The sequence below is a fragment of the Pedobacter sp. MR2016-19 genome (genome assembly GCF_014947265.1).
GTDB lineage: Bacteria > Bacteroidota > Bacteroidia > Sphingobacteriales > Sphingobacteriaceae > Pedobacter.
Window position 1 is genome coordinate 22790 of the sequence record NZ_JADCNK010000009.1, and the last position, 26289, is coordinate 49078.

Here is a 26289-nt window from a genome sequence, read left to right on the forward strand (position 1 = left end):
AGAATAATGATTATTTTTGATTGGAACTGTGGGCCCTATAGCCTCCGTAAACTGCAGAGAATAACCATCCTGGCACAATACCTAAACCAGGTATTAAAATAAAGAGGCCAATAAGAAATACGAAGCACCAGAAAAAATCCGTGAAGCTTTTAAAATAAATACCTATGCCAATCGGCCCAAAAAAAAAGCCAACAACGGCAGATAAAAACGGATTTTTAGGTGGGATTTTGGGTAAACCATCAACATGATCTTTTACTCCCTTAATGTAGTGTCCGGTACTCATAATAGTTAATTTAAATGATTAAAAATGTTTATATTCTATTCTCTTTTACCAATTTCCAGTAATGCTTCCCTAAGACGGTTAACTTACAGCCCTTGGAGTTTTGAGCCGCCCAATACAAATGCTCCTCATCATGTGGAATAACCAAACCAACACCTTGCATTTTTTGGAGTTTCTTAAATATTTGGACATTTGCTTCAATAGCAACACCCGTATTGCTGTATTCGTAAGAAGGGTCAAGCTGAAACACAGATTCAGGTTCGGCAAAGAATTCGGTTATCGTGTTCAATACTGTTAGGGGCTGTATAGAGGGGTATGTAGTGCGTAGCGGCATAAACCTGCTAACATTGGTTTTAAATTGAGGACGTTGCTGCCAAAATCCCAGAGACCGATCAATGTATGCATAAATGCTCCCGATAGTAATATTTCCTACAATATCAGCGGCACCACCCTCTAAAGCTTTTAACAGCAGCAGTGTAAACAGCCCGTGGCCACCACTTTCAACAGATGTTTCGGACATTCCTGATGCAGTTAATACGGTAACACCGTTACCAAGGTAGGTAGCTTTACCTCCCAACAAATGCGGGCTACCAATATGCCCTGAATAGCAGCAATCTAAAACAATTATCTTCTCTTTTATTGGTGAATAATTGCATAAAGACAATAGTTCATCCATCGATATTCCTTCATCGTAACTCCCGTAATCAGGCGTAACAATATATCCGCCAATATCTGTAGTACATCCATGCCCTGCGAAATAAAAAAGTGCAACGTTCAAATCGGAATGGAAAAGCCTCGTTACTGCTTTTTTTAATTCGCCCTTTGTTTTAATATTATTTTGGAGTTCAATCTGAAAATTGCTTGTACCATCTTCATTTTTTGCCAACAAATCTGCCAGAGCTGTAGCATCATTTACACATCCTTTAAGCTGATTTCCGCCGTGATAATCATCTATTCCTACTAATAATGCACCTTTCATAAATTTAACTTTATATGAGTTTTAAATTTGATTAATCAGAGGTTTTTGCTATTTCTTGCTCAAATATTGAGAGTAAAATCTATTGTAAAAAGGGAGTTTCCCATATCAGGGATAAATCCCTTTATTAAGCACAGGATAATTCCTATTGGTTATGAAAAATAAGGGGGATTAATCCTGTATACGTTCTAAAAATTTTAAAACACTGATTTTCAACATAGTTTAGCACCATAAAACATTTCCAACGTTAAAAATTTATGAACAAGTACCCCCCTCAACCACTGCCACTCTTTTTTGTTAGCAAAGCCGTACTAAAAAACCGTGTAGCCGACTATCAAAAAAACAAGTTACCCTTACTCAGCAAGGCCATTGGCAAACCCGAAACAAAAAGTATTTGGTACACAAAAGACCATATAGCCAAGCTTTTAGCTGAAATAGAATATGTCAACGGCGACGGACTACGATTATATTTCGGCTCTTATGATGCGCAGCATCCGTCTTTTGCAGGTCAGCAATGTATTTTAATGACAGTTACCAGAGAAGAATTCGTTGGAGATTCTGTACGTCACATTAATGTATTTTTGGAAGAACAACCAGGTTTTGAGGCAAGAATTTCCATAACACGCGAATTTTCGGCAAATGATTCAAGTGAAAGAAATTTTAATTTTGGTTCGCCATGCCCTCCTGCATGCGACGAAAGCAGCCTTGAAGATTAAATACCGATCACAAGTAATATTGTATATTAGTAAATGCATAAACTATTGAATAACATTTACATATACCTTATTCCTTTAATGCTGAGTACAATTGCCAGCCTAAAAAGCTTTAGGCTGGCAACGTTTCGGCCATATTTACTGTTTTCTATATTTTTACTACTTACTTTGGCCGTTGAAATATTTGCCATATTATGGAAATGGCAATTATATCAAACTGCCTACTGGAACTATTCCAGGTCTAATTTATTTATTTATTGCGGGTTTCTTACCGTCCGGTTAATTTTTACGCTATTGATTTATTACCAGGTTTTACACAGCAAAAGGATAAAAAAAATTATAAAACACTTATCCATTCCCCTTTTGTGCTTCTTTATCATTAATTATTTCTTTATTCAAATGCCCGATCGGGTAAATACATATTCAATCGTTCTTCTGCACTTAACTTCAATTATCCTGGCATTTATGTTTTTTAATCAGATATTAAAAGATAAAAAAATTGTACAATTGAGTGTTCAGCCAATGATATGGATATCTTTAGGTATTTTCATTTATCATGCAGGAACCCTCCCCTATTTTATTTTCTTAAACTACCTTAATAAAGAATACGTTACGCTGGCACTTTCACTCCTTAACATTAATCAGGCCCTAAATATTATCATGTATTCATTTTTCTTAATCGCTTTCTTATGCATCCCACATCATCAGAAGTAAGTGCAATTACCATAATTGTCTCGACGGTTTTACTATTACTTTTTTCAAGCGTAATTATCTATTTCCTTTTCCTATACCAGAAAAAACGATTTCTCCATCAAAAAGAAGTATTAGAACTAAGGGAAACCTTTAATCAAACATTACTGCTCTCTAAACTAGAGATCCAGGAGCAAACACTCGATCATATCTCAAAAGAGCTTCACGCCAACTTCAGCCACCTGGTTTCCTTAATCAATATCAACCTTTCAGAAATACTACCGCAAAGCACGGATACTATGAAAGATAATATCTCGGAAACAAAATCTTTAGCGAAACAATTATTATCAGAATTAAAGGCATTAAGTGCAAGCTTAAACACCGATCATATTATTCACATTGGTTTTTCAAAAGCTTTGGACAATGAACTTAAAAGGTTAATTAAAACAAAAAAATTTACGGTCACTTCATCAAAAACAGGTGAAGAATTCCGCTTGCGCCCCGAACATGAAATCATATTATTCCGACTGTGCCAGGAAGTTTTAAATAACGTAATTCAATATGCACAGGCTAAAACGATAACAGCTAACCTGATCTATTCCAAAAACCTTTTTAGACTGGAAATAATCGATGACGGTATTGGCTTTGACATTGAAGAGTCGGATAGCCAACGGGCACAGAAAGAAAGTACCGGGTTACCCAATATTAGAAAAAGAGCCCATCTTATTGACGCCAATGTTGATATTAAAAGTACAATAGGGCATGGAACAAATGTTACAATTACAATTCCAATCAATGAATATACTAAAGGACAGAAATACTATTAACCTTGGAGTAGTAGACGATCACAATCTTTTTCGAAAGGGTCTGATCAAGCTTATCAATCTTGGTGATACAGACAAAAAATATAACATCCTATTCGAGGCAGAGAGCGGATTGGATTTAAAAGAAAAACTAAAAAAAGACGAGTTGCCCGACATCATTCTAATGGACATTGACATGCCGGATATGAATGGATATGAGGCTATAGAATGGCTGCAAAGAATTTATCCTTCTATTAATATACTCGTAATATCCATGTTTGAAACCGAAGAAGCAGTGCTTAGGATGCTCAGACTTAAAGTCAAAGGATATCTATCAAAAGATATTGAAGTTGAAGACATGCACATGGCTCTTGAAGCCATTTTGCATAATGGATATTATTATTCCGATTTTGCATCGGCAATCATTTCCCAGTCTTATACACCACTTGAAGGAGATGACAAAAAAAACATGTTGCACGATAAACCAAGTAGTTTCCTATCACAAAAGGATCGTGATTTTTTACAATATGTATGTAGTGACATGACTTACCAACAAATAGCTGGAAAAATGTTTTTGAGTCCGAAGACAATTGACGGGTACCGTGAATCGCTTTTTCAGAAATGTGGTGTTAAAAGCAGAGTGGCCCTTGCGCTTTATGCTGTAAAACATGGAATAGTCGAATTATAGGTAGGTAGGGTGAACTTAGTTCATAGCCCAAAAACCGCTTTCCAAAAAAAACGGCCTGACCTTATTTAGGCCAGACCGCTATATATATTTATTTTAAAAAAAGATTAGAAGCTATATCTCAATCCCAATTGCATCTGGTAACGTGAGGCAAAGAAATCTTTTGAATAAGAGGTTACATCTTTTTGTGCAAAAGTATAAACCGGGTAAGCGGTTGGTGTTCCCGCAGTTCCAACTTTGATACCCATACTAGCCATCGAGTTGAATGTATTAGGAGAAAAATACTGAATACCCCAATCTTTATTTACCAAATTAGTCAGGTTAATGATATCGTAAGTTAAAGTAAGTATGTGTGGATGTTTTCCTTTTGCAACCTGAATATCCTGAGAGAAACGGAAATCAGCCTGTACATTCCAAGGGGTACGTGCGCCGTTACGTTCTGTAAAATTGCCACGACGGCTGCTTAGGTATTTATCACTATTGATGTAGCTATCAAACGCTGCTGCCTGTGCAATTCCATCAGCTGTATTGGCAAAAAATTTCTGTGTTTCGCCAGCTGCCGGAACATACATTAAACTTACGGTTTGTCCGGTTCCATTGATTGTACTGTTCACCAAACCCAATGAATAAGGAGAACCTGATTGACCACTGAAGAACAAAGAGAAGTTAGAAACGTATTTACCGTTTTTAGCCCAATCTAACCTATAATTGATGGTAGAGATAATCCTGTTGCGGATATCGAAGTTAGAATAAGCCAAACCTGGGTTATTTGGGTTAAGCGCCTGGTTTAACTGCCAGTTAGATTCCATCGAGTTCCGGATACCGTTTGCAATATCTTTTGACTGACCATAAGTATAAGCCACCATTACATCTAAACCAAATGGTAAAGATTTACTCACCTGTCCTGTTAAGGAATATTTATATCCTTGATCGGTATTTGATAATAAATAAGCATTTGTATACTTGTTATTAATCTTTCCATTTCCGTACGCTCCAGAAGTTGTACTATAAATTGGTTGTTGCTGCTGTGTATCATAAACCATGTATTTTGGATTATCTACATAGTTAATTTGCTGGAAAGCAACATCCTTAATAACCTTGCTATAAATACCCTCTACAGTAAATTTCCAGTTATCCTGTGTTTTGAAATCAAAGCCCAGGTTACTTCTCCATGCTTTTGGCATTTTAAAATTATTATCTACTAAATCTACTTGTGTTGCACCATTTGCATCGTTAATGTTTACGCCTTGTTTAGCGGCGTATCCTGCTTCGCCATTCCCACCTAATGCATCTTTAATTGGATCGGTACCAGGCACTTGCGTCACAACCTTGTTTCCTGTTGCAGGTTTAAGATCATAAGAACCATAGTTTACACCATTATTATAATACGCATAACCTAACCAGGCAAAAGGTACACGACTGGTAAATAAACCACTACCACCGCGTAAAATCAAACTTTGATCACCTAATGCATCGAAATTAAAACCTAATCTTGGTGAAATCTGAACTTTATTTAAAAACTTATTATTAATGTTTGAAGGTTGGGTATAGGTATAAGTTGTACCATAGTTAGGATCAACCGGTGAGTTAGTTGTTTTACTACTCAAAGTTGGCATGGTTGGTAAATCAGCCATATCGAAACGCAAACCTAATGTCAGTTTAAATTTATCGCTCAAACGCATTTCATCCTGCCCATAAGCACTATAAAGATTAACATTGAATTTAGCTGTCGGATTCGCAATAATATTATCGCGGGTATTATCAGCATAATCAAAACTTGTGCGTACCCTTTTTGGCTTGTTGTTTAAGAAGTCATCAACACTATCATAAGCTACCCTACCGTTCCAGGCATTTACAAAACCATAATTGATTTTATAAAATTCATTGTGGGTACCCACTGTAAAATTATGTATGCCTTTGCTGAATGAATAGTTATCCGTTAGCTCAAAAGTATTTTGCTTCATATTAAAAATACTTGCTTCTCTATCCGTTCCCAGGAAAATAGTACCACCATTAGAGCCAATTTCAATTTGTGGAATAGCAGGATCAGAAAGAGGTGTACGGAAATCGTGTACAGTTGAGTAACCTAAAATCAGGTTATTTGTAGCAGAATTGTTAAACCTTGTCTTTAAATCAGCAACGGTTGAACTTTGATTATTATTCTGTTTAAAATCGATACCGCCAAACCTGAAGTTAGACTGATCTCTTTCTAAGTTCGTGGCTTTCGAAACGATGGTATTATTTCTGATGGTTAACTGGGTGCTTTCGCTGATATTCCAATCTAAACGGTTAAAAAATTTGTTAGATTGCGAATAAATATTATAATCTCCGAATGAACCCGCATCAATACCATAAGCATTTTTCATGCGGTCAGAAATTTTCTGTGCGTCAGATAAGGTAAGTAATTTCATGTCAGACGATCCTGCACCTAAAATTACCGGATCCTGACGGCGGGTAATTTCCTCATTGGTAAAGAAGAATAACTTATCTTTTATAATCGGGAAACCAACACGGAAACCGGTTTGATAATCGTGAAAGGCAGAAGGCTCTTTTGCATTATCGCCGATTTTATTTCTACCGATCAATGAAGCGTTACGGCCATAACCATAAACCGATCCTACTACCTCATTGGTACCACCACGCGTAACAGCGTTAATACTACCACCTAAAAAGTTACCCACTTTAACATCATAAGGAGAAAGTAGAACGGTAACATCCTGGATTGCATCGAGCGAAACCGGGTTGGTACGTGTACTGCTTCCCGGCATACCCGAACTTCCGCTCTGGCCTCCTAATGAAGGACTAAAACCAATGGCGTCATTGTTAATCGCACCATCAATGGTTACGTTGTTGTACCTGAAATTGGTACCGCCAAAGGTATTATCTTTACTGCCTTGAGGCGTTACACGGGTAACATCCTGCAAACTGCGGTTCATGGTAGGTAAGGTTTTAATCTGACCTTCGCCAATGCTGGTACCTGCACCAGATTTTGTTCCGCCCTTTTGGCCCTTAATACTTACATCAGCCAGTTGATTACCCTGCTCCTGAAGATCAAGATCAAGTTTTAGGTCTGAGCCAAGAGTTAAATAAATGTTTTCTTTTACTACTGGACTATAACCTACAAAAGTTACGGTGATTTTGTATGGTCCACCCGGATTTAAGTTGCCAATGCGGTAAAGCCCAGATTCGTTTGACGAACCTTTGGACACTGTGCCTGTAGGAACATGTACCATAACGATGGTTGCACCAGGAATGATACCTTTGTTATCCTTAATCTTTCCATTAATACTAGACGTGGTAACCTGCGCCTGCGCAAACGTGACCAGGAGTACAAGAATACTTACTAGCGATAGTATACGTGATTTCATTTTCTGTTATTTTATTTTGGTACAAAACAACAGTCTTAATGTTAATTCAATATTAACAAGAAATTAAGTTTAACCTTATGTTAACAATATGAAAATCGGAATTAAACAATAGCAAAACAATTCCTTAACAGCCTTTTAGAAGCCGGAATACGATGAAGAGCGATATGCTCAAATATCAGACAGAAAGATGAAGATTTGATGAAGATTTAAAAAGTCCGAAGTCTTTAGTCCAAAGCCCGAAGTCAATTTTCAGTTAATAATTTTTAGTTGGCGGTTACTCAAGCTCCGTAACATGCTACTAATAAGCCAATAACTTCTGAACCAATGAACCACCAGCTAATAACCATAAAACCATTAACCAACAAACAAATGACCAATGAACAACTGAACGAATGAACCCATCTATTATCTTTGCATCCATGACAATAAGATTAGCCGTTACAGAAGATATACCACTAATTATGCAACTGGTGCACAAGGTTGTTCCTTTGATGCGTGCTGCAGGAAATTTCCAGTGGGGAGATGATTATCCGAACCCTGAAGTATTTACCAACGATATTACGATTGGTCAGTTATGGGTAGCTGAAATGGAAAATGAAATTGTTGGTGTTTCAGCAATTACGACAGATCAGGATCCTGAATATGCAGATGCTGGTTGGAACATTACGGAAAAAGCCATTGTTACGCACCGTTTAGCTGTAGATCCGGATTGCCAGGGCAAGGGCATTGCCAAAGCTTTGATGAACCAGGCAGAGCAGGTAGCAAAAGCTTCGGGAATCTCCATCTTAAGAGTAGATACCAACAGTAAAAATATGGCCACACAAGCGCTTTTCCCAAAACTTGGCTATCAGTTTAGCGGTGAAATTAACCTGGCCAAGCGCCCCGGACTACGTTTCTTTTGTTATCAAAAGCTGTTGTAACCGTTAATTACACTTTTAACAAACCACGAAATGCCCTTGCAGCATAATACGATTGCGCACCATTGTGGTACACAAATACATGATCGTAGCGCCGATCACCAAAAAGAGCACCCCCTAATTTTCTGATTCCGGAAGGAGTAACAATCCAACTGGATGTTTTCGTATCAAACTGGCCAAGTTGCTGCAAAAAGCGATATTGCTCTTCTGTTAACAGCTCAATACCCATTGCAGCAGCCATATCAATAGCATTATTTTCTGGCTGATGCTCTTTTCTTGATTCTAGTCCTTCCAAATCATAACAAATACTTCTTCGGCCCTTAGGACTTTCTGCCGAACAATCGTAAAAAATATATTCGCCTGTTTTTTCATCATAATCCACAATGTCTGGTTCGCCACCGGTTATTTCCATTTCATCAAGTACCCAGAGTTTGTCAGTATTCGCTTCTAATTTTGCCTGTACTTTAGTCCATTCGATACCTTTATGGCGCTCCATGTTTTTCTCGAAACGGGTTTTCAATGTATGCAGCAATTCGTGCGTTTGTTCTACAGATAGTTCTTTTTTACTCATGTTATAGTTTCAATTGAATAGTTTCTTAGTTTTAAAAATACCAATTTATATTTGGAGCGCAAGGCTTGTAATAAACAAAAAGCTTCTTCCCGTTTTTTGCTTTTACGCTTCGCTTCCTCGTACCTAGTTGCCGCAGGGTAACGCTCAATGTTGTCATTAAGTTAAGGGATAAATCTCAAAAAGATGTCACCCTGAGCGTAGTCGAAGGGCATTTATTTACGATTTATCTATCTCAAGAAGTCTTCGACTACGCTCAGACTGACAACTGCGGTGCTTAACCTAATGAAATTGCAGTAACGCTTCAACCGGGGCTAGTTGGCTACGACAGCATTTCATTTTTGAGGTTGCAGGGTGCACAAACCCTTGTTCCTAAACCCGACAGTAGCGGCAGCCTCCGATTTTTTCTATCGGAGCTACAGCGAATGGCGGGACTGAAGTTCGCCAAAAGCCACAAACCACTCATTTTCAATAAAAACTAACCATTTAAGGGAAAATAGGGTACATATAAGCTTATTTTTTTTCAAAACTCCTAATCCAGCTTTACTTTTTAAACTGAATTAGTGTATCATCAACCAAATGTGCTATCGATAGAAAATTATTAGCCAATGATAAAATTTCATTTTGAAAATCGTTTGCATCACAACTTACCCAGCCCTGCATTAAAGTTAGCGGACCATAACTAACCCTCACATTTGGCCACTGGGTTTCAAAAATATTGAAACTGCTTCTGAATAGATCGGCAAACTGCCGGCTTTGTATGGCGTAACCTTTAAGATGCCTCAGTTTAAATGCATGAATGTTATAATAAATCTTCTGCTCTTGAATGGTGGCATCATTTATCCAAATGGAAAAGAAAATCCTCGAAACTGCGGTTAAGGGATCCTGTGCAGAACTTGCCCAAGATTTTTTATAGAGTTTTAAAAATACAGCATCCAAAACCACTCCAACAGCAGCCTCGATTTCTTTTTCATGAAGCATTTTTTGATCGAGCTGATCAGCTGCTTTTTGAAATTTCTCTAAGTAAAATGAAGTATCCATATTGCCGTTTGGTAATTAAATGTAGTGAGAAAGGAGTAGATGGCTCACATAAATAAGTTCCCATCTGCTGAAGCATAGCAGAATGGAAGGATCTTTAAAGATAGATTTACATTAGTTAAACACTTCACAATCAACGACTTATTTAAAATTCATTCAAAATGACGAATCTATATTAGTTAGAAAACAGTCTTTTATCTGGCATCTTAACCCAAACTCAAGCCCTACCACCTAATTAGTGCACTCGCCCAGGTAAAGCCCGATCCGAATGCTGCAAGGCAAACCAGATCTCCATCTTTAATTTTACCCGCTTCCCAGGCTTCGCACAAGGCAATAGGAACAGAAGCCGCTGTAGTATTGCCATACTTCTGGATGTTATTAAAAACCTGGTCGTCGTTTAAGCCCAACAACTGCTGTACATACTGGCTGATACGCAAGTTTGCCTGATGGGGTACTAACATGTCAATATCTTTCTCTGTTAAATTATTTGCAGCTAAAGCTTCTTTAATTACTTCAGGAAATTTCACCACTGCTTTTTTAAAAACCGATGGCCCATCCATGTAAGGTAAAGCGGCACCACTTTCTAAAATCTCCTGTGTCATAAACAAACCGCCAAGTTCCTGTTCGGGATAGGCAGGTTTATCTTTCAACCATTTATTGGCATGGGAACCTGGATAATACATGGCCAGGATTTCGGCATCTGCACCATCGCTATGCAAATGTGTACTTAAAATCCCTTTTCCAGGTTCATCTGTAGGCTGTAGTACTACCGCACCTGCACCATCACCAAAAATCACCGATACATTACGGCTTCGGGTTTCAAAATCCATCGCAAATGAGTGTTTCTCGCTTCCCACTACCAGCACATTTTTATACATGCCGGTTTTTACAAACTGATCGGCCACCGAAAGTGCGTATACAAAACCCGAACATTGATTCCGGATGTCCAAAGCACCGATCTCGCCCATGCCCATTTCACGCTGCAACAACACTCCACAACCCGGAAAATAATAATCAGGACTTAGCGTAGCAAAAACAATAAAATCTACATCCTTGGCGGTAATTCCCGCTCTTTCGATTGCGATTTTTGCTGCTTCAATGCCCATTGTAGTCGTGGTTTCCTCGTTGCGATCGGCAAAGCGACGCTCTTTAATACCGGTACGCTCCTGAATCCACGCATCGTTGGTATCCATAAAACGGCTTAAATCATCGTTGGTATATACATTTTTCGGAACGTAGTAACCTATTCCGGCTATTTTAGACTGGTGCATACTCGTATATTATTTGGTTAACAAATGTATTAAAAGGGATGTAAGATGTATGAGGTAAGATGGAAAATGTAATGCAAAGGCCAAAAAGTCTACGTCTATAGTCCAAAATAATCACAACCATCTTCCATTTAACATATTACATCTTCCATAAAAATAGTTATTTTTGCACCATGTCTACAGAAACCAAAGAAGAGACCTTTACGCTCGAAGAAATTTTAACTTCCCTAAAAACTGTACATCGCCTTATTTTGTGGAATGATGATATCAATACTTTTGATCATGTGATTTACTGCATGATGAAATATCTTGATTATAACGAATCGCAGGCTGAAAAAATTGCCTGGAAAGTGCATAATGATGGGAAATGCCCTGTTTTAGAAGGCTCATTTACCGAAATGGAAGTTTATCGTAAAATTTTACAGCAGGAAGGCTTAACTGTTTCTGTTGATTAAGGCTACTTCTTGCACGAACAATCCTCGCAACAACGTCATTTCGAGCGGAGTGCAACGCAGTCGAGAAATCTATCTAGGCAGATCTCTCCATTTCGCTTCGCTACAGTCGAGATGACGACTTATTCTGTAAAATTAACTCTCTAATCTTTTCAAAAGCTCATTTAACCCAGCCTGAGTAGTCTGTGTTTTATCTTTAGCGTACCAACCGTGAAGTTTTTCTGCCAAAATTGGCATTTCGGTGCTTTCTTTTCTCCACTCTTTTAAAAGCTCCTGCAAAATTTGTGGCCTTGGGCCCCAGCTCGCCAGAACTTTATCGCCAGTTTCATTTAAAATTAAAAGAACAGGAATTGCTCTCCCGCCGTTGGTTAAATGCGCATCTATTAATGGAAGGTTTTTATCTCGAAGAACAAACTTCAGATCAATTTTACCTAATGAGGCAGTCGCAATTTTATTGAATACCGGAACAATCTGGGCAGCATCACCACACCAACCTTCGGTAATCACTAAAAATTTATAATTTTCTTTAAAATGATCAATGGTTGAAGTCAACTCATCAGTCAAGCTAACTGTTTTATCCACGCGATTCATCCTTTGCACGTTCATTTTAGTATAGTGCAAATCGTAAGTTACATCACCTGTAGCTTTTCCCTCTAACAGAAGTTGATCAATCAATGCACGATAGGTTTGATAATCCATTCCTTGCTCGCTGAAAATTTCGCTGTAATTAACCATGATGTTTAAAATTATGTCGCAAAGGAAAGGAGAAATTCAATGAAAATAATCACGGATTTGCAAGAATCGCTTCGCGGATAATTACACAGAGTTTAGGATTACAATGATATTTTTTCACTCCTGTCATGCTGAGGCACGAAGCATCTGGGTCTTTGAAATTTTACCTCGTTAAATAGCCCTGATGGCAATGGAAATCCCTTTTGGATAATATAAATTGTTTATCCAGATAATTTACCAAAAGGATTGCAATGTACAGCAGGACAGAACCCCTCCTATCAACTACAGGATTTGCGCTTCAAAAAAAATTGCTTTGCAGAGTCGTCGGGTTCTCCACTGCATTCAGAATGACAACAGATATATTAAACTTCCATCAACTTACTCACATGTTGTGTTAGTGCTACAAAATCTGCAACAGTTAGCTGCTCGGCACGTTTCTCGAAGTAGATGTGATCGTCCATTTTATCTTTAGGCATCACAGCAGAAACAGCATTACGCAAAGTTTTTCTCCTTTGATTAAAACCTGCCTTAACCACACGCCAGAATAATTTTTCATCACAGTCTAAAGTCTCCACTTCATTTCTGGTTAAACGGATCACTGCCGAATGAACCTTTGGCGGTGGATTAAATGTACCAGGTTTAACCGTAAACAAGTATTCAATTTTATAATAGGCCTGAAGAAATACACTTAAAATTCCATAGTCTTTGGTTCCTGCAGGCGAGGCACAACGTTGGGCTACTTCTTTTTGAAACATCCCAACCATTTCTACAACCTTGTGGCGGTTATCTAAAATCTTAAATAAAATCTGTGATGAGATATTATATGGAAAATTGCCAATTATGGCAAATTGCCCTGGAAAAATAGCATCGAAATCAAGTTTCAGAAAATCGCCATTGATCAACCGATCGCCAAGTTGAGGGTATTTTTCATTTAAAAAATGGAAAGATTCTGTATCTATATCGATCAGATAAGTTTCCAGATCTGTACGCTGCAGCAAAAAATCAGATAAGATTCCCATTCCCGGTCCAACCTCTAAAACCTGATTATATTTATCGGTATTTACCAAAGCCTCAACAATGCGGTTGGCAATGCCTTTATCAGTTAAAAAATGTTGCCCTAAATGTTTTTTCGCTTTTACTAAACTCATACCTTAAAATTAATCGAATATTTTAACCGCAAAGGGGTGCTAAGATTCGGCGCTATGAACGCAAAGATAGACTTATTATTTCTTTGCGAATCAATCTCTGTTCTTTGAGGTTTCATTTTTTTTAAAGTCTTTAAACGAAAATCAGTAATTTGCGCTAAAATTTTCCAGTAATTATGAGCGATAAACTTAAAATTGGTATCAGTATAGGCGACGTAAACGGCATAGGTTTAGAGGTAATCATTAAAACATTATCCAATCCTGCTATTTTAAATTATTGCACTCCAATTGTTTATGGCCACACCAAGGTTTCATCTTTTCACAGAAAAGCGAATAATTTGGGCGATTTCAGTTTCAATGTAGTGAACCATGCCAACCAGGCACTGCCAAAAAAGGCAAACATGATTAATTGCTGGGAAGAAGATGTAAAAATCGAATTGGGTCAGGTTACAGCTACTGGTGGAAAATATGCCCTTTTATCATTGGAGCGCGCAACAGCCGATCTGGTAAATGGCGATATAGACGCTTTAGTTACTGCGCCAATTAATAAACACAACATTCAATCAGAAACTTTTGCTTTTCCGGGCCATACAGAATATCTGCAGGAAAAAAGCGGAAGTAAAGATGTGCTGATGTTTTTGATCAGCGAAAATTTACGCGTGGGTGTAGTTACTGGCCACATTCCTGTAAAAGATGTTCCAACCTCGATTACAAAAGAGAAAATCATCAGTAAATTAAAGCTGATTAATGAAAGTCTGAAAAAAGACTTCTGGATTGAAAAACCAAAAATTGCCGTTCTGGGTTTAAATCCGCACGCCAGCGATAATGGATTACTAGGGACTGAGGAAGCTGAAATTATTACACCAGCCATTCAGGAAGCCTACGATAAAGGCATTGTTTGTTTTGGACCATACCCTGCTGATGGCTTTTTCGGCAATGGCAGCTACAAACAGTTTGATGCCGTTTTAGCCATGTACCACGATCAGGGTTTAATTCCTTTTAAAACATTAGCTTTTCACAATGGCGTAAACTATACCGCTGGTTTGAACTTCGTGCGTACCTCTCCCGATCATGGAACAGGCTACGATATTGCAGGTAAGGACCTGGCTGATTCGACTTCATTTACTGAGGCTTTGTTTTCAGCCATCCACATTGTAAAAAACCGTCGGGAGCAGGAAGAAATGTTAGGCAACCAGTTGCGTTCAGGAGGTAAAGTTGTAGAAACGCAGTTTGATATTAAAGATGATGCTTCGTAAAGCGGAAGGCAGAAAGACTAAAGCTGAAAGACCAAAGCAGATAAACAACAGGCTATAACAACCTTGGCCTCTGACTTCGGACACCCGACCCCGGACTTAAAAGGAGTAGAAAGACTAAAGCTGAAAGACCAAAGATGCATTAAACTCAGATGCACTAAGGTGGCTGAGGTGGTTATATATTTTTTTTTGCAAAGCAAGGCCTTGTGTTCCATCGGTTCCGAAAGTCCTGCTTTTCCTACAAGCCCAATGAAGAATTGGGGCTTGTAGGAAAAGCAGGTTTATTTTAGTTAAAATTGTGCATCAAATTAAAAATGAGCGGCACTAAAAAAACCAATTCCATTCTCCCTACAATTGTTATTGCACAGTTTCTCTGTACATCTTTGTGGTTTGCTGGCAATGCGGTATTACCCGACATTGTTAAAAACTTCCCAACTGAAACCAACCTTTTGGCCAATCTGACCAGTATGGTGCAGTTCGGTTTTATAAGCGGAACTTTAGTATTTGCCTTTTTTGCCATTTCTGATATTTTTCCACCCTCAAAAGTGTTCTTTATCTGTGGAATTGCAGCTGCCTTGTTTAATCTTGGCATCTGTTTAGAACTACCCGATGTCCATTTATTACTGCTTTTTCGCTTTTTAACTGGTTTTATGCTGGCTGGAATTTACCCCGTTGGCATGAAAATAGCATCCGATTATTTTAAAGACGGACTAGGAAAATCCTTAGGTTTTTTAGTTGGCGCCTTGGTTTTGGGTACTGCTTTCCCTCATTTATTAAAAACATTTACTGCAAATTTTGCCTGGCAATATGTAATCTTTGCTACTTCGGGTTTATCTCTAACTGGAGCAATTGCTATTTTATGGTTTGTGCCAAACGGCCCATTTAGAACTGCCGGACAAAAATTTGATTTCCGTTCTTGTTTTAACGGCTTTAAAGATCCTGATTTTCGATCTGCTGCTTTCGGCTATTTCGGGCACATGTGGGAACTTTATACCTTTTGGGCTTTTTTACCCGGCATGCTGCTGCTTTACAATACTAAACATGTACATACAACTTTAAATATACCTCTGTTTTCGTTCCTAATTATCGCATCGGGAGGTTTATCTTGCATGATTGGCGGTTTGCTCTCACAAAAATTTGGTGCAAAACGAGTTGCCACCATTGCCCTTTTCATTTCAGGGTTATGCTGCCTGCTCTCTCCGCTCTTCCTATTCAGCGGCTCAGTCTATTCTTTTCTTATCTTTTTATTCTGCTGGGGTTTATCCGGAACGGCCGATTCGCCCCTTTTTTCTTCCTTAATTGCTAAAAATGCACCAGAAAGTTTAAGGGGAACTTCATTAACGCTGGTCAATTGTATTGGCTTTGCGATTACGATTATTAGTATCCAGACGGTCAACTTATTATCAAAACAGCTAAATGTTCAATATCTTTATATGGTATTGGCTATTGGACCGGTTTTGGGATTGTGGGCATTAAAAACAAAATAATATGCTTTTAAAATTTGGAATATCCTTAGTTATAATTGGTATTATAATGTTTATATACGGCATCTCATTATTTAGCTACAGGGGAGACTTAAGCTTCATTTTAAAAGATCTCGGAGAATACTCAATTGTTTTATGGCTACCTGTTTTGATTATTGGAACCATCCTTACTATAATTGCAAGAATAATAAAAAAAATAAAATGAAATCACTATCCCCAATTATAAAACCCGAAGAATTAACCTGGTTAAACCAGGATGATGAAATTGTAATCATCGATACCAGTGCTGGTTCAAAAGCCAGATACGATGAACAACATCTAGCTGGAGCCATTTTTGCAGATGTAAATGAAGATTTAGCCAACATTGGCGATTTTGCAATTGGCGGACGTCATCCTTTACCAACATTCGACCAGTTTTCCAACGTATTGCAAAAACTCGGGGTTACAGAACATAGCCACGTTATTGTTTACGATGATAAGAATGGCGGTAACGCAGCAGCGAGGCTTTGGTGGATGCTAAGAGCAATCGGTCATAACAAAGTGCAGGTTATTGATGGAGGCTTCCAGGCGGCTGTTAAAGCAGGCTTCCCAACTACCGATAAAGTTGAAGTTCCAAAATCGGTTGATCCTTATGAAGTGAAAGCATGGACTTTCCCTTTATCCGACATCAACGAAGTTGAAAAAGTAGCCAAAACTGACGATTACATTGTGATCGACGTACGCGATGCCAACCGTTTTGCAGGTTTAACTGAACCTATTGATTTAATTGCAGGTCATATCCCTGGAGCGGCCAATATTCCTTATACCGAAAATTTAGATGCAAACGGTGCTTTCCTTGCTCCTGAAATATTAAAAGAAAAATACGAAGAAGCCCTTGCGCATGTAAAGCCCGAAAATGTGATTGTTCATTGTGGCTCGGGCATTACCGCCTGCCATACGCTACTAGCTATGGATTATGCAGGCTTAGCCATCCCTAAACTTTATGTTGGTTCCTGGAGCGAATGGAGCAGGAATAATAAAGAAATGATATTAGCAAACTAACCATATTACAGACCTTACAGGTTTCAGAAACCTGTAAGGTCTTTCAGTATTTCGATTAACATTCTGAAAACCTGTCCGATTAACGCCAACAATTTTTAAAAAACATTTTTAATCTAATTTTTTTATCCCTACATTTGCAGGCTAAAATTTTACAGTACTTTGAACCCACTAAAACAATTTTCATTACCGTTTACCGGATTAAAATTGGGAATACATCAGTTTGATTATGAGCTCGATGATACCTTTTTTAATGCATTTGAGTACTCGTTAATTAAAAGTGGAAATTTAAAGGTAGACCTGGAACTTGATAAACAAGAGACCATGTTGCTTCTAAAATTCAAAGTTATTGGTACCGTAAATTTAGATTGTGATAAATGTTTATCTGAGTTTTCATTCCCGGTAAATCTTTACGAACGTCAGATCGTAAAGTTTGCAGAAGCCGAAATGGAAAGTGATGATGAAGAAATTATCTCATTAAGCCGAAAAGACACCGAGATTGATATATCGGGCCCTTTATACGAGATGATTAACGTAGCGGTACCTTATATCAAAAACTGCGAGCAGGCAGGTAAAGATTGCGATCAGGAAATGATTGACCGCTTAAATCAGTTATCTATCCAAAAGCAGGCTGAAGAAAATGAACAAACAAGCGACCCACGTTGGGAAGCCCTTAATAAGTTAAAAAAATAATTAGATTATACAGCAATGGCACATCCAAAACGGAAAATCTCGAAACAGAGAAAAAATAAAAGAAGAACGCACTATAAAGCTGTTACTCCTTCTTTAGCAACATGCTCGGCAACAGGTGCTATCCACGTACCTCACCGTGCTTACAACGTTGATGGTAACTTATACTACAACGGCAAACTGGTTATCGAAAATACTCAGATAGGGTAATTTTCTTAAAAAATTGTTTGTGTTTTCAGCGGCTTTAGTCATACCTTAGTCAACTGAAAAATTCAGGATTACACCTGACTTAACACAAACAGATTTTTTCTATGAAAATAGGCCTCGACATAATGGGCGGAGACTATGCTCCCAAAGCAATTGTTTTGGGAGCAATAGCTGCTCATCAATCGCTTAACGCTGGAGAGCATTTAGTTCTTATTGGCGATACCGAACAGATTAAACCCATTCTTGCAGAAGAAGGTTTTAATCCAGATCATTTTGAATACGTTCATACTGATGAAGTAATTGGTATGGGCGAACATCCCACCAAAGCAATCGTTCAGAAACCGAATTCGAGCATAGCTGTTGGTTTTAACCTTTTAAAAGAAGGTAAAATCGACTCTTTTGCAAGTGCTGGTAACTCTGGAGCCATGTTGGTTGGCGCAGTCTTTAGCGTTAAAACCATCCCGGGCATTATCCGTCCTTGTTTATGTACAATTCTTCCAAAAATTAAAGGCGGTACCGGCTTACTGTTAGATGTAGGTGCAAATGCCGACTGCAAACCTGATATTTTATTACAATTTGGCGTTTTGGGCAGTTTATATGCAGAAAATTTGTTGCAGATCAATGATCCGAAAGTTGCCCTGATAAATATTGGCGAAGAAGATGAAAAAGGAAATATGCTAAGCATGGCTACTTTCCCGTTAATGAAAGAAACCAGCCTGTTCAACTTTGTTGGAAATGTGGAAGGTAGGGATTTATTTAATGATAAAGCCGATGTGATTGTTTGCGATGGTTTTACCGGAAATATAATGCTAAAATTAGCAGAATCGTTTTACGTACTTACCATCAAAAAAGGACTTAAAGATGAGTTCTTCGATCGTTTTAATTATGAACAGTACGGTGGAAGCCCGGTTCTGGGTGTTAACGCTCCCGTTGTTATCGGACATGGAATTTCCAGCCCGCTAGCTGTTAAAAATATGGTTCTCCAATCCAGGGAAATGATTACTACCGGATTGGTAGAAAAAATTAGAATGGCATTTAAATAATTTATTAAAATTCTTAAAATGAGTAAAATTCACGCTGCTATTACAGCAGTAAATGGTTACGTTCCCGACTATGTGCTTACAAACACAGAGTTAGAAACCATGGTTGATACTTCGGATGAATGGATTACCAGCAGAACGGGAATTAAAGAACGTAGAATTTTAAAGGGAGAAGGTTTAGGTACTTCTGATATGGCTGTTCATGCCGTAAACGGTTTACTTAAAAAGAGGGGAATTGATGCAAGTGAAATTGAACTGATTATCTTTTGCACCACTACTCCTGATTTTACTTTCCCTGCAACAGCAAACGTCTTAGCAGATAAAATCGGGGCTAAAAATGCATGGGGTTACGATTTACAGGCCGCTTGTTCTGGCTTTATTTTCGGACTTGCTACAGGTGCATCATTCATCGAATCAGGTAGACATAAAAAAGTTTTAGTAGTTGGTGGCGATAAAATGTCGTCAATCATTAACTATGAAGACCGTACAACCTGCATCATTTTTGGCGATGGTTGTGGCTGCGCCTTGCTAGAACCAAATGAAGAAGGATTGGGAATCCAGGATTCGATATTAAGAACAGATGGTTCGGGTAGAGATTTCTTAGGCATGAAAGCTGGTGGTTCGGTTAAACCTGCAACACACGAAACCATTGATGCCAGAGAGCATTTTGCTCACCAGGAAGGACCAACGGTATTTAAATTTGCCGTAACCAATATGGCTGATGTAGCTGCAGAAATTATGGAACGCAATGGCCTAACCGCTGATGATGTGGCATGGTTAGTACCGCACCAGGCCAACAAACGCATTATCGATGCTACAGCAAGCCGCATGGGCGTTACAACTGATAAGGTGATGATCAACATCGAACGCTACGGAAATACAACTAACGGAACAATTCCTTTATGTTTATGGGAATGGGAAAGCAGGTTGAAAAAAGGTGACAACATCGTTTTAGCTGCATTCGGTGGCGGCTTTACCTGGGGTTCAGTGTACCTTAAATGGGCTTACGATACAAATTAGTCAGAAGTCTTTAGTCGTGAGTCAGAAGTCATAGACTACTCAGATAAAAAATAAAACAAAAAAAGTATAACTTAGTTAATTCAATAAACACTATTTTTTACATAAAAGCCTAAAAAATGGATATCAAACAAATACAGGAACTGATTAAATTTGTTTCTCGTTCTGGAGTAAATGAAGTTGCTATTGAGCAGGAAAACTTCAAAATCACGATCAAAACAAACCAGGCACCAACAGTTGTGCATGCTACCGTACCCCAAGCTCCGCTTGTACAGGCTGCTGCCCCTGTTGCAACAGCTCCTACTGCTCCAAATGCAGCAACACCTGCTGTACCTGCTGCAGAAGACACTTCAAAATACATTACTATTAAATCGCCAATGATCGGTACTTTCTATCGTTCAGCTAGTCCGGAAAAACCAATGTTTGTTAACGTTGGCGATGAGGTTAGCACAGGTAAGGTAGTTTGTATTATTGAGGCAATGAAACTTTTTAACGAGATTGAAAGTGAAGTTTCAGGCCGTATTGTTAAAATATTGGTAGATAATGCATCACCTGTAGAATACGACCAACCGTTATTTTTAGTAGAACCTATTTAATAATAACGTTACCTTACGCCTTGGTCTGTGTCCTCACTAACCGGAATACCGTAAAATTACGATGATCTTCAGTTTTGCATTTAACAAACTGAAAAATATAAATGGTTCGTGGCGACACGAACCATGGCATTTAATTTAAAATTTGAATATATCGGTTTACATTACGCTAAATGATCAGTGTAATCATATCATCGGTGTAATCATCAATTAAAAAATTATGTTTAAAAAAATACTAATTGCCAACAGGGGTGAAATCGCTTTGCGTATTATCCGTACCTGTAAGGAAATGGGCATCAAAACGGTTGCTGTTTACTCTACCGCAGATCGCGAGAGTTTACATGTACGTTTTGCTGATGAGGCTGTTTGTATTGGCCCCCCACCTAGTAAAGATTCTTATTTAAATATCCCAAATATTATCTCGGCTGCAGAACTAACTAACGCCGATGCCATACACCCAGGTTATGGTTTTTTATCAGAAAACGCTAAGTTTTCTAACATTTGCCGCGAGTACAACATCAAATTTATTGGTGCTACCCCAGAGCAGATTAATGGAATGGGCGATAAAGCTTCGGCAAAAGAAACCATGAAAATTGCGGGTGTTCCTACCATCCCAGGATCTGAAGGCTTGCTTAACAGTGTTAAGGAAGGTATTGCAATTGCCAATGAAATGGGCTACCCTGTAATTCTGAAAGCAACTGCCGGTGGTGGTGGTCGTGGTATGCGGGTAGTTTGGAAAGATGAAGATTTCGAAAATGCCTGGGATAGTGCCCGTCAGGAATCTGGCGCTGCTTTTGGTAATGATGGTTTATATTTAGAAAAATATATCGAAGATCCACGCCACATTGAAATCCAGATTATCGGAGATCAGTTTGGTACAGCCTGCCACTTATCGGAACGCGATTGTTCAATTCAACGCCGCCACCAGAAACTGGTTGAGGAATCTCCTTCTCCATTTATGACCGATGAACTTCGTGTTAGAATGGGTGAAGCTGCCATTAAAGGCGCTATGGCTGTAAATTATGAAGGAGCAGGTACCATCGAATTTTTGGTTGATAAACACCGTAATTTCTACTTCATGGAAATGAACACCCGTATCCAGGTAGAGCACCCGGTTACTGAAGAGGTAATCAACTTCGATTTAATTAAAGAACAGATTAAAGTTGCTGCGGGAATCCCGATTTCAGGCAAAAACTATACACCGGAAATGCACGCCATTGAGTGTCGTATCAATGCAGAAGATCCAGCGAACAACTTCCGTCCTTCACCAGGTAGAATTACTAATTTCCACTCTCCGGGTGGCCATGGTGTTCGTGTAGATACCCATGTGTATGCAGGTTATTCAATTCCTTCTAACTACGATTCGATGATCGCCAAGTTGATCTGTGTAGCGCAAACACGTGAAGAGGCTATTTGTACGATGGAGCGTGCATTAAGCGAATTCGTAATTGAAGGTATTAAAACTACCATTCCTTTCCATTTACAATTGATGAAAGATCCTAACTTCAGGGCAGGAAATTTTACCACCAAGTTTATGGAAACTTTCGAGTTTACGGAATAATATAAACGATTATAAAAATTTAAATCCCATTTTGATAAAACAGAATGGGATTTTTCTTTATTAAAAATTTTAGAATTATTTCAGTAATTTGAATTATGGAAACATTAATTGTACATCCGGAAAACAAGGCTCAATTAAATGCTGTAAAGCAGGTTTTAAAAGCCATGAAGATTTCTTTTGAAAAAGAGAATAAACCTTACAATCCAGAATTTGTAGAAAAAATTTTGCAAGGAGATAAAGATTTCAAAGAGGGAAAATTCACAAAAGTTGATTTAGAAAATCTATGGAAATAGTTTTCCTTCCAAGAGCAAATGATGATTTAGATTTTGGAAGAAATCAGGCAATAGTATTATACAAAAGAAAATTCATAGTCTTTTAGTCGCCATAAGAAATTCTCCATTTGAAGGCATTGGAAAACCCGAGGTATTAAAATATAATCTCACGGTAAGTAGTCGAGGAGGATTAATTCAGAACACAGAATTATCTATCAGGTTATGGAAGTTGAGCAAATTATTAAAATTCACTCCCTAATGGGAGATTATAAATAATTAACATATTGATCCACACAATATATCAAAGCATTTCTCATAATAATATAAACTATTTCTATATTTAACACGTAAATACCATTCTATTCAAATAGAATGGTATTTTTGTTTTCAACATGAGCGACACTAAAAAAAATCTACTTACAAAAGCTATCGGGCAAAAGAGCACCACATTAGAGGCAGAAATGTCTTTTTTCGATCACCTGGATGTTCTCCGTAAACACTTAATCAGAGCCGTAATTGCCATTGCCGTTTTTACCGGTATCGCCTTTTATTTCAACGAAGAAATCCTGGATAAAATAATCTTTGGCCCAAAAAAGCCTGATTTTTGGACCTACCGCATGATGTGTAAATTGGCTGAACATTTTCCATCACTGGGTAAAGATATGTGTATCACCAAAATTAATGGTGAAATTATCAATACGGAAATGGCTGGTCAGTTTAACCTGCAATTAAACGTTTGTGTAATGTGTGGTATTGTAGTCGGTTTCCCTTACCTATTATGGGAAATCTGGCGTTTTATCAAACCTGCGTTGCATGAGAATGAACGCAAATCGGCCAGTGGATTCGTATTTTCCGCCTCTGTTTTATTTATTATCGGGATACTATTCGGTTATTTTATTGTTTGTGCATTATCTATTAATTTTTTAACAGGCTACACCGTGAGTTCTGAAATAAAAAATACATTTACTGTTGATTCTTATGTATCTTCTGTAGCCACTTTAACTTTGGGAACAGGTATAATTTTCGAACTTCCTATTATTATTTTTATTTTATCAAAACTTGGTTTAATGACTCCGAAACTCATGAGATCAAGCAGAAGGTATGCAACTGTAATTATATTAATTATAGCGGCAATTGTAACGCCAACGCCTGATATTTTAACAATGCTAACAGTAGCTACGCCACTATTCCTGCTTTATGAGCTGAGTATTTTTGTTTCAGCTTACATTGAAAAGAAAAAGAAAAAGGCTGATGCTGCTTTCTACGCTAACTAACAAAAACATTACGAATAGATTTTATAATTCTCTATAAATTTGACAATGTCTGATACAAAAATTAAAATTGCTATTGGAGCAGATCACGCTGGGTTTGAATACAAAGAAATATTAAAAGATTTTTTACAGGATTACGAAGTAAAAGATTTTGGTACTTCCTCAGAAAATTCTGTTGATTACCCTGATTTTGCACATCCTGTTGCCAGCGCTGTTGAAAGTGGAGAATTTACCTATGGTATTTTACTTTGTGGATCGGCAAACGGTGTAGCCATCACCGCGAACAAACATCAGCATATCAGAGCGGGTTTATGCTGGGAAAATGAAGTTGCCTCTTTGGTACGCAAGCACAATAACGCAAACATTTTGTGTATCCCTGCCAGGTTTGTTTCAGAAGAACTGGCAAAAGAAATAACGACAACTTTTTTAACCACTGAATTTGAAGGTGGTCGCCATCAGAACAGGGTAGAGAAAATTTCGTGTTAACAAAAAACTCAACTAACTATTATCATAATGAACAAAAAGTTTTTAACCCTTGGTTTGGTATCACTTGTTTCAGCAAGTTCCTTTAGCCAGATAAAGCCCCTTATACCGAATAAGGATGCGATAAAATTCAGCAAGGCGATTAGTCCGGAAAATGCTTACAAACACCTTTCGGTTTTAGCGTCTGATGAATATGAAGGCCGTGAAACAGGCACTAAAGGCGCCTGGATGGCAGCAGATTATATCCGTGACTACTTCAAATCTTTAGGCCTAAAAGCCCCTGTAAATGGCAGCTATTTCCAAAAGATCGACCTTGTTAACGTTACGCTAAAAGAAAGCCATGTAACTGTTAACGGTCAGCCGAAAGAATATCAGAAAGATTATATCGTTTCGCCAAGCTTAATCAGCGATAAAGGTTTCACTTTTTCTACCGATCAGATTGTATTTATTGGTTACGGCCTCAAAAAAGACAATTACAACGATTTTGCCGGAACTGATATTAAAGGCAAAGTAGTGATGATGTTTAACGGCGGCGATCCGACGATTAAACCAGGTACCAGAATTGACAGGGCAGCTTACCGTGCTATGTTGGAAGGAAGAGCAAAATATTTTGCAGAGAATAATGTTAAAGCCATTATCCTGATCGATCCAAGTGTAGATAGAATTACCGAAAATAGCAAACAAGCTCAAAATAATGGCCGTGTAATGGTAAAAACCAATGCAGCTATTGAGGCTCAGAAGCAAAACGAAATTCCGCGCATTTCAATCTCTGTAGCACTGGCAAACGATTTGTTAAAAGCAGCCAATACTACTGTAGCAGATTTACAAAAGAAAATAGTAGATAGTCAGTCGCCTTCCTCTCAAGTTTTAGATGTGCCTTTTTCAGCAAGTGCCGCTAAAAATGAGGCATCGGTTAGGTGCGAAAATGTTTTGGGTTATTTAGAAGGCTCAGATCCTGTACTTAAAAAAGAAGTATTAATTTTAACTGGTCACTACGATCATATTGGTTTAGAAACTGATCCAAACGCAAAAGACAAAATAAACAATGGGGCAGATGATGATGGATCGGGTACTACTGGAGTATTATTGATGGCGAAAGCCTTTACCGATGCCAAAAAAGCAGGTAAGGGTGCTAAACGCAGTATCCTTTTCATGACTGTTGTTGGAGAAGAAAAAGGCCTTTGGGGTTCTGAATGGTACTCTGAGCATCCTGTTTTCCCGGTAGCCAATACCATTGCTGATTTAAATACTGATATGATTGGCCGTACTGGCGAAGAGTATTTGGGCAAACCAGATTCAGCAAACTACATTTATTCAGTAGGCTCTAGAATGTTAAGTAGCGACCTGGCTAATTTAAGTGAGCAGGTAAATGCTACTTATACCAAAATGAAACTGGATTACAAGTACGACGATCCAAAAGATCCTGAGCAGATTTATTACCGTTCAGATCATTATAACTTTGCTAAATTGGGTATTCCAATTATCTTCTATTATGACGGCATGTTACAACAAGACTACCACAAACCTGGCGATGAAGTAAGCAAAATTAACTTCCCACTTTTGGCTAAAAGAGCAAAACTGACCTACTTTACCGCATGGGAACTGGCAAACAGACCTAAACGCCCGGCAGTAGACATGGACGGGAAAGGAAATCCAAAGAAATAAAATTCAAAATACTTAGCCTCGACAAAATGTCGGGGCTTTTTTATGCACAATGCCTTTTAGCGCCTGCATAAATTCCTATC

28 protein-coding genes are annotated in these 26289 nt (G+C 38.2%); 19 read left to right on the forward strand and 9 right to left on the reverse strand.

Annotated features, from left to right (window positions below):
- Positions 1–10: 10 nt before the first annotated feature.
- Together IM793_RS13205 and IM793_RS13210 are read right to left on the reverse strand one after the other, a co-directional pair.
- Positions 11–283 (reverse strand): hypothetical protein, encoded by a 273-nt coding sequence (locus IM793_RS13205; protein WP_193422080.1) that lies wholly within the window; start codon positions 281–283, stop codon positions 11–13.
- A 28-nt stretch (positions 284–311) separates the two neighbouring features.
- Entirely contained in the window at positions 312–1259 is a 948-nt protein-coding gene (locus tag IM793_RS13210; RefSeq protein ID WP_193422082.1) for a caspase family protein, read from the reverse strand.
- 254 nt (positions 1260–1513) lie between these two features.
- Between IM793_RS13210 and IM793_RS13215 the strand changes: the two genes are divergently transcribed.
- Positions 1514–1972 carry a hypothetical protein gene (locus IM793_RS13215; RefSeq protein WP_193422084.1) on the forward strand — a complete coding sequence of 153 codons (459 nt, stop codon included), beginning with the start codon at positions 1514–1516 and terminating at the stop codon, positions 1970–1972.
- A gap of 56 nt (positions 1973–2028) precedes the next feature.
- On the opposite strand, the gene IM793_RS24985 is transcribed toward IM793_RS13215, so the two are convergent.
- Positions 2029–2160: a hypothetical protein gene (locus IM793_RS24985; protein ID WP_255512042.1), complete on the reverse strand. Its 132-nt coding sequence runs from the start codon at positions 2158–2160 to the stop codon at positions 2029–2031.
- Between the two features lie 498 nt (positions 2161–2658).
- Between IM793_RS24985 and IM793_RS13220 the strand changes: the two genes are divergently transcribed.
- Positions 2659–3486: a sensor histidine kinase gene (locus IM793_RS13220; protein ID WP_193422086.1), complete on the forward strand. Its 828-nt coding sequence runs from the start codon at positions 2659–2661 to the stop codon at positions 3484–3486.
- Entirely contained in the window at positions 3455–4150 is a 696-nt protein-coding gene (locus tag IM793_RS13225) for a response regulator transcription factor (protein WP_193422088.1), read from the forward strand. Before IM793_RS13220 ends, IM793_RS13225 begins: the two co-directional genes overlap by 32 nt.
- Before the next feature lie 104 nt (positions 4151–4254).
- On the opposite strand, the gene IM793_RS13230 is transcribed toward IM793_RS13225, so the two are convergent.
- Positions 4255–7515, reverse strand: coding sequence for a TonB-dependent receptor (locus IM793_RS13230; protein WP_193422090.1), 3261 nt, complete (start codon positions 7513–7515; stop codon positions 4255–4257).
- 419 nt (positions 7516–7934) lie between these two features.
- Here IM793_RS13230 and IM793_RS13235 point away from each other — a divergent pair, with 419 nt between their 5' ends.
- Positions 7935–8435, forward strand: coding sequence for a GNAT family N-acetyltransferase (locus tag IM793_RS13235; protein ID WP_193422092.1), 501 nt, complete (start codon positions 7935–7937; stop codon positions 8433–8435).
- 7 nt (positions 8436–8442) lie between these two features.
- On the opposite strand, the gene IM793_RS13240 is transcribed toward IM793_RS13235, so the two are convergent.
- From IM793_RS13240 to IM793_RS13250, 3 genes are all read right to left on the reverse strand, one after another.
- Positions 8443–9003 (reverse strand): DUF4256 domain-containing protein, encoded by a 561-nt coding sequence (locus tag IM793_RS13240; protein WP_193422094.1) that lies wholly within the window; start codon positions 9001–9003, stop codon positions 8443–8445.
- Positions 9004–9543: 540 nt separating this feature from the next.
- Positions 9544–10041, reverse strand: coding sequence for a hypothetical protein (locus tag IM793_RS13245; protein WP_193422096.1), 498 nt, complete (start codon positions 10039–10041; stop codon positions 9544–9546).
- Positions 10042–10262: 221 nt separating this feature from the next.
- Positions 10263–11309 carry a 3-oxoacyl-ACP synthase III family protein gene (locus tag IM793_RS13250; RefSeq protein WP_193422098.1) on the reverse strand — a complete coding sequence of 349 codons (1047 nt, stop codon included), beginning with the start codon at positions 11307–11309 and terminating at the stop codon, positions 10263–10265.
- A gap of 170 nt (positions 11310–11479) precedes the next feature.
- On the opposite strand from IM793_RS13250, the gene IM793_RS13255 reads away from it, so the two are divergent.
- On the forward strand, positions 11480–11761 hold the full coding sequence (locus IM793_RS13255; RefSeq protein ID WP_029274160.1) for an ATP-dependent Clp protease adaptor ClpS: 282 nt from the start codon (positions 11480–11482) through the stop codon (positions 11759–11761).
- 132 nt (positions 11762–11893) lie between these two features.
- Here IM793_RS13255 and IM793_RS13260 read toward each other — a convergent pair whose 3' ends face one another.
- Complete coding sequence (locus IM793_RS13260) at positions 11894–12493, reverse strand: thioredoxin family protein (RefSeq protein ID WP_193422100.1); 600 nt, start codon at positions 12491–12493, stop codon at positions 11894–11896.
- A 359-nt stretch (positions 12494–12852) separates the two neighbouring features.
- Entirely contained in the window at positions 12853–13638 is a 786-nt protein-coding gene (rsmA, locus tag IM793_RS13265; RefSeq protein ID WP_193422102.1) for a 16S rRNA (adenine(1518)-N(6)/adenine(1519)-N(6))-dimethyltransferase RsmA, read from the reverse strand.
- 173 nt (positions 13639–13811) lie between these two features.
- Between rsmA and pdxA the strand changes: the two genes are divergently transcribed.
- From pdxA to IM793_RS13335, 14 genes are all read left to right on the forward strand, one after another.
- A complete protein-coding gene (pdxA, locus tag IM793_RS13270; protein ID WP_193422104.1) occupies positions 13812–14891 on the forward strand; it encodes a 4-hydroxythreonine-4-phosphate dehydrogenase PdxA in 1080 nt (359 codons plus the stop codon).
- 311 nt (positions 14892–15202) lie between these two features.
- Positions 15203–16375 carry a nitrate/nitrite transporter gene (locus IM793_RS13275; RefSeq protein ID WP_193422106.1) on the forward strand — a complete coding sequence of 391 codons (1173 nt, stop codon included), beginning with the start codon at positions 15203–15205 and terminating at the stop codon, positions 16373–16375.
- A gap of 198 nt (positions 16376–16573) precedes the next feature.
- A complete protein-coding gene (locus IM793_RS13280; RefSeq protein WP_193422108.1) occupies positions 16574–17413 on the forward strand; it encodes a sulfurtransferase in 840 nt (279 codons plus the stop codon).
- Between the two features lie 159 nt (positions 17414–17572).
- Positions 17573–18103 (forward strand): DUF177 domain-containing protein, encoded by a 531-nt coding sequence (locus tag IM793_RS13285; RefSeq protein WP_193422110.1) that lies wholly within the window; start codon positions 17573–17575, stop codon positions 18101–18103.
- Positions 18104–18118: 15 nt separating this feature from the next.
- The gene (gene rpmF, locus IM793_RS13290) at positions 18119–18310 is read left to right on the forward strand and encodes a 50S ribosomal protein L32 (protein WP_025143959.1); all 192 of its coding nucleotides are present in this window, start codon (positions 18119–18121) and stop codon (positions 18308–18310) included.
- A gap of 101 nt (positions 18311–18411) precedes the next feature.
- Positions 18412–19350: a phosphate acyltransferase PlsX gene (plsX, locus tag IM793_RS13295; RefSeq protein WP_121287617.1), complete on the forward strand. Its 939-nt coding sequence runs from the start codon at positions 18412–18414 to the stop codon at positions 19348–19350.
- A gap of 18 nt (positions 19351–19368) precedes the next feature.
- On the forward strand, positions 19369–20367 hold the full coding sequence (locus tag IM793_RS13300) for a beta-ketoacyl-ACP synthase III (protein WP_193422112.1): 999 nt from the start codon (positions 19369–19371) through the stop codon (positions 20365–20367).
- Positions 20368–20483: 116 nt separating this feature from the next.
- Entirely contained in the window at positions 20484–20960 is a 477-nt protein-coding gene (gene accB / locus IM793_RS13305) for an acetyl-CoA carboxylase biotin carboxyl carrier protein (protein WP_121287613.1), read from the forward strand.
- 217 nt (positions 20961–21177) lie between these two features.
- The gene (gene accC, locus IM793_RS13310; RefSeq protein ID WP_193422114.1) at positions 21178–22518 is read left to right on the forward strand and encodes an acetyl-CoA carboxylase biotin carboxylase subunit; all 1341 of its coding nucleotides are present in this window, start codon (positions 21178–21180) and stop codon (positions 22516–22518) included.
- A gap of 95 nt (positions 22519–22613) precedes the next feature.
- Complete coding sequence (locus IM793_RS13315; RefSeq protein WP_193422116.1) at positions 22614–22811, forward strand: DUF2683 family protein; 198 nt, start codon at positions 22614–22616, stop codon at positions 22809–22811.
- 70 nt (positions 22812–22881) lie between these two features.
- Positions 22882–23049: a hypothetical protein gene (locus IM793_RS13320; protein WP_370629789.1), complete on the forward strand. Its 168-nt coding sequence runs from the start codon at positions 22882–22884 to the stop codon at positions 23047–23049.
- A 133-nt stretch (positions 23050–23182) separates the two neighbouring features.
- Entirely contained in the window at positions 23183–24064 is an 882-nt protein-coding gene (tatC, locus tag IM793_RS13325; RefSeq protein WP_193422118.1) for a twin-arginine translocase subunit TatC, read from the forward strand.
- A gap of 45 nt (positions 24065–24109) precedes the next feature.
- A complete protein-coding gene (gene rpiB, locus IM793_RS13330; RefSeq protein WP_193422119.1) occupies positions 24110–24547 on the forward strand; it encodes a ribose 5-phosphate isomerase B in 438 nt (145 codons plus the stop codon).
- A gap of 27 nt (positions 24548–24574) precedes the next feature.
- Positions 24575–26209, forward strand: a complete 1635-nt coding sequence (locus tag IM793_RS13335; protein WP_193422120.1) for a M28 family peptidase — start codon at positions 24575–24577, stop codon at positions 26207–26209.
- The last annotated feature ends 80 nt before the right edge of the window (positions 26210–26289 follow it).

Coding starts and splice junctions, on each gene's coding strand:
- accB (WP_121287613.1), top strand. CDS start 20,484: ATGGATATCAAACAAATACAGGAACTGATTAAATTTGTTTCTCGTTCT.
- IM793_RS13300 (WP_193422112.1), top strand. CDS start 19,369: ATGAGTAAAATTCACGCTGCTATTACAGCAGTAAATGGTTACGTTCCC.
- IM793_RS13215 (WP_193422084.1), top strand. CDS start 1,514: ATGAACAAGTACCCCCCTCAACCACTGCCACTCTTTTTTGTTAGCAAA.
- accC (WP_193422114.1), top strand. CDS start 21,178: ATGTTTAAAAAAATACTAATTGCCAACAGGGGTGAAATCGCTTTGCGT.
- IM793_RS13235 (WP_193422092.1), top strand. CDS start 7,935: ATGACAATAAGATTAGCCGTTACAGAAGATATACCACTAATTATGCAA.
- IM793_RS13335 (WP_193422120.1), top strand. CDS start 24,575: ATGAACAAAAAGTTTTTAACCCTTGGTTTGGTATCACTTGTTTCAGCA.
- IM793_RS13220 (WP_193422086.1), top strand. CDS start 2,659: ATGCATCCCACATCATCAGAAGTAAGTGCAATTACCATAATTGTCTCG.
- plsX (WP_121287617.1), top strand. CDS start 18,412: ATGAAAATAGGCCTCGACATAATGGGCGGAGACTATGCTCCCAAAGCA.
- IM793_RS13260 (WP_193422100.1), bottom strand. CDS start 12,493: ATGGTTAATTACAGCGAAATTTTCAGCGAGCAAGGAATGGATTATCAA.
- IM793_RS13280 (WP_193422108.1), top strand. CDS start 16,574: ATGAAATCACTATCCCCAATTATAAAACCCGAAGAATTAACCTGGTTA.
- IM793_RS13315 (WP_193422116.1), top strand. CDS start 22,614: ATGGAAACATTAATTGTACATCCGGAAAACAAGGCTCAATTAAATGCT.
- pdxA (WP_193422104.1), top strand. CDS start 13,812: ATGAGCGATAAACTTAAAATTGGTATCAGTATAGGCGACGTAAACGGC.
- IM793_RS13250 (WP_193422098.1), bottom strand. CDS start 11,309: ATGCACCAGTCTAAAATAGCCGGAATAGGTTACTACGTTCCGAAAAAT.
- IM793_RS13275 (WP_193422106.1), top strand. CDS start 15,203: ATGAGCGGCACTAAAAAAACCAATTCCATTCTCCCTACAATTGTTATT.
- IM793_RS13205 (WP_193422080.1), bottom strand. CDS start 283: ATGAGTACCGGACACTACATTAAGGGAGTAAAAGATCATGTTGATGGT.
- IM793_RS13245 (WP_193422096.1), bottom strand. CDS start 10,041: ATGGATACTTCATTTTACTTAGAGAAATTTCAAAAAGCAGCTGATCAG.
- IM793_RS24985 (WP_255512042.1), bottom strand. CDS start 2,160: ATGGCAAATATTTCAACGGCCAAAGTAAGTAGTAAAAATATAGAAAAC.
- IM793_RS13210 (WP_193422082.1), bottom strand. CDS start 1,259: ATGAAAGGTGCATTATTAGTAGGAATAGATGATTATCACGGCGGAAAT.
- IM793_RS13230 (WP_193422090.1), bottom strand. CDS start 7,515: ATGAAATCACGTATACTATCGCTAGTAAGTATTCTTGTACTCCTGGTC.
- tatC (WP_193422118.1), top strand. CDS start 23,183: ATGAGCGACACTAAAAAAAATCTACTTACAAAAGCTATCGGGCAAAAG.
- rpiB (WP_193422119.1), top strand. CDS start 24,110: ATGTCTGATACAAAAATTAAAATTGCTATTGGAGCAGATCACGCTGGG.
- rsmA (WP_193422102.1), bottom strand. CDS start 13,638: ATGAGTTTAGTAAAAGCGAAAAAACATTTAGGGCAACATTTTTTAACT.
- IM793_RS13255 (WP_029274160.1), top strand. CDS start 11,480: ATGTCTACAGAAACCAAAGAAGAGACCTTTACGCTCGAAGAAATTTTA.
- IM793_RS13240 (WP_193422094.1), bottom strand. CDS start 9,003: ATGAGTAAAAAAGAACTATCTGTAGAACAAACGCACGAATTGCTGCAT.
- IM793_RS13225 (WP_193422088.1), top strand. CDS start 3,455: ATGAATATACTAAAGGACAGAAATACTATTAACCTTGGAGTAGTAGAC.
- rpmF (WP_025143959.1), top strand. CDS start 18,119: ATGGCACATCCAAAACGGAAAATCTCGAAACAGAGAAAAAATAAAAGA.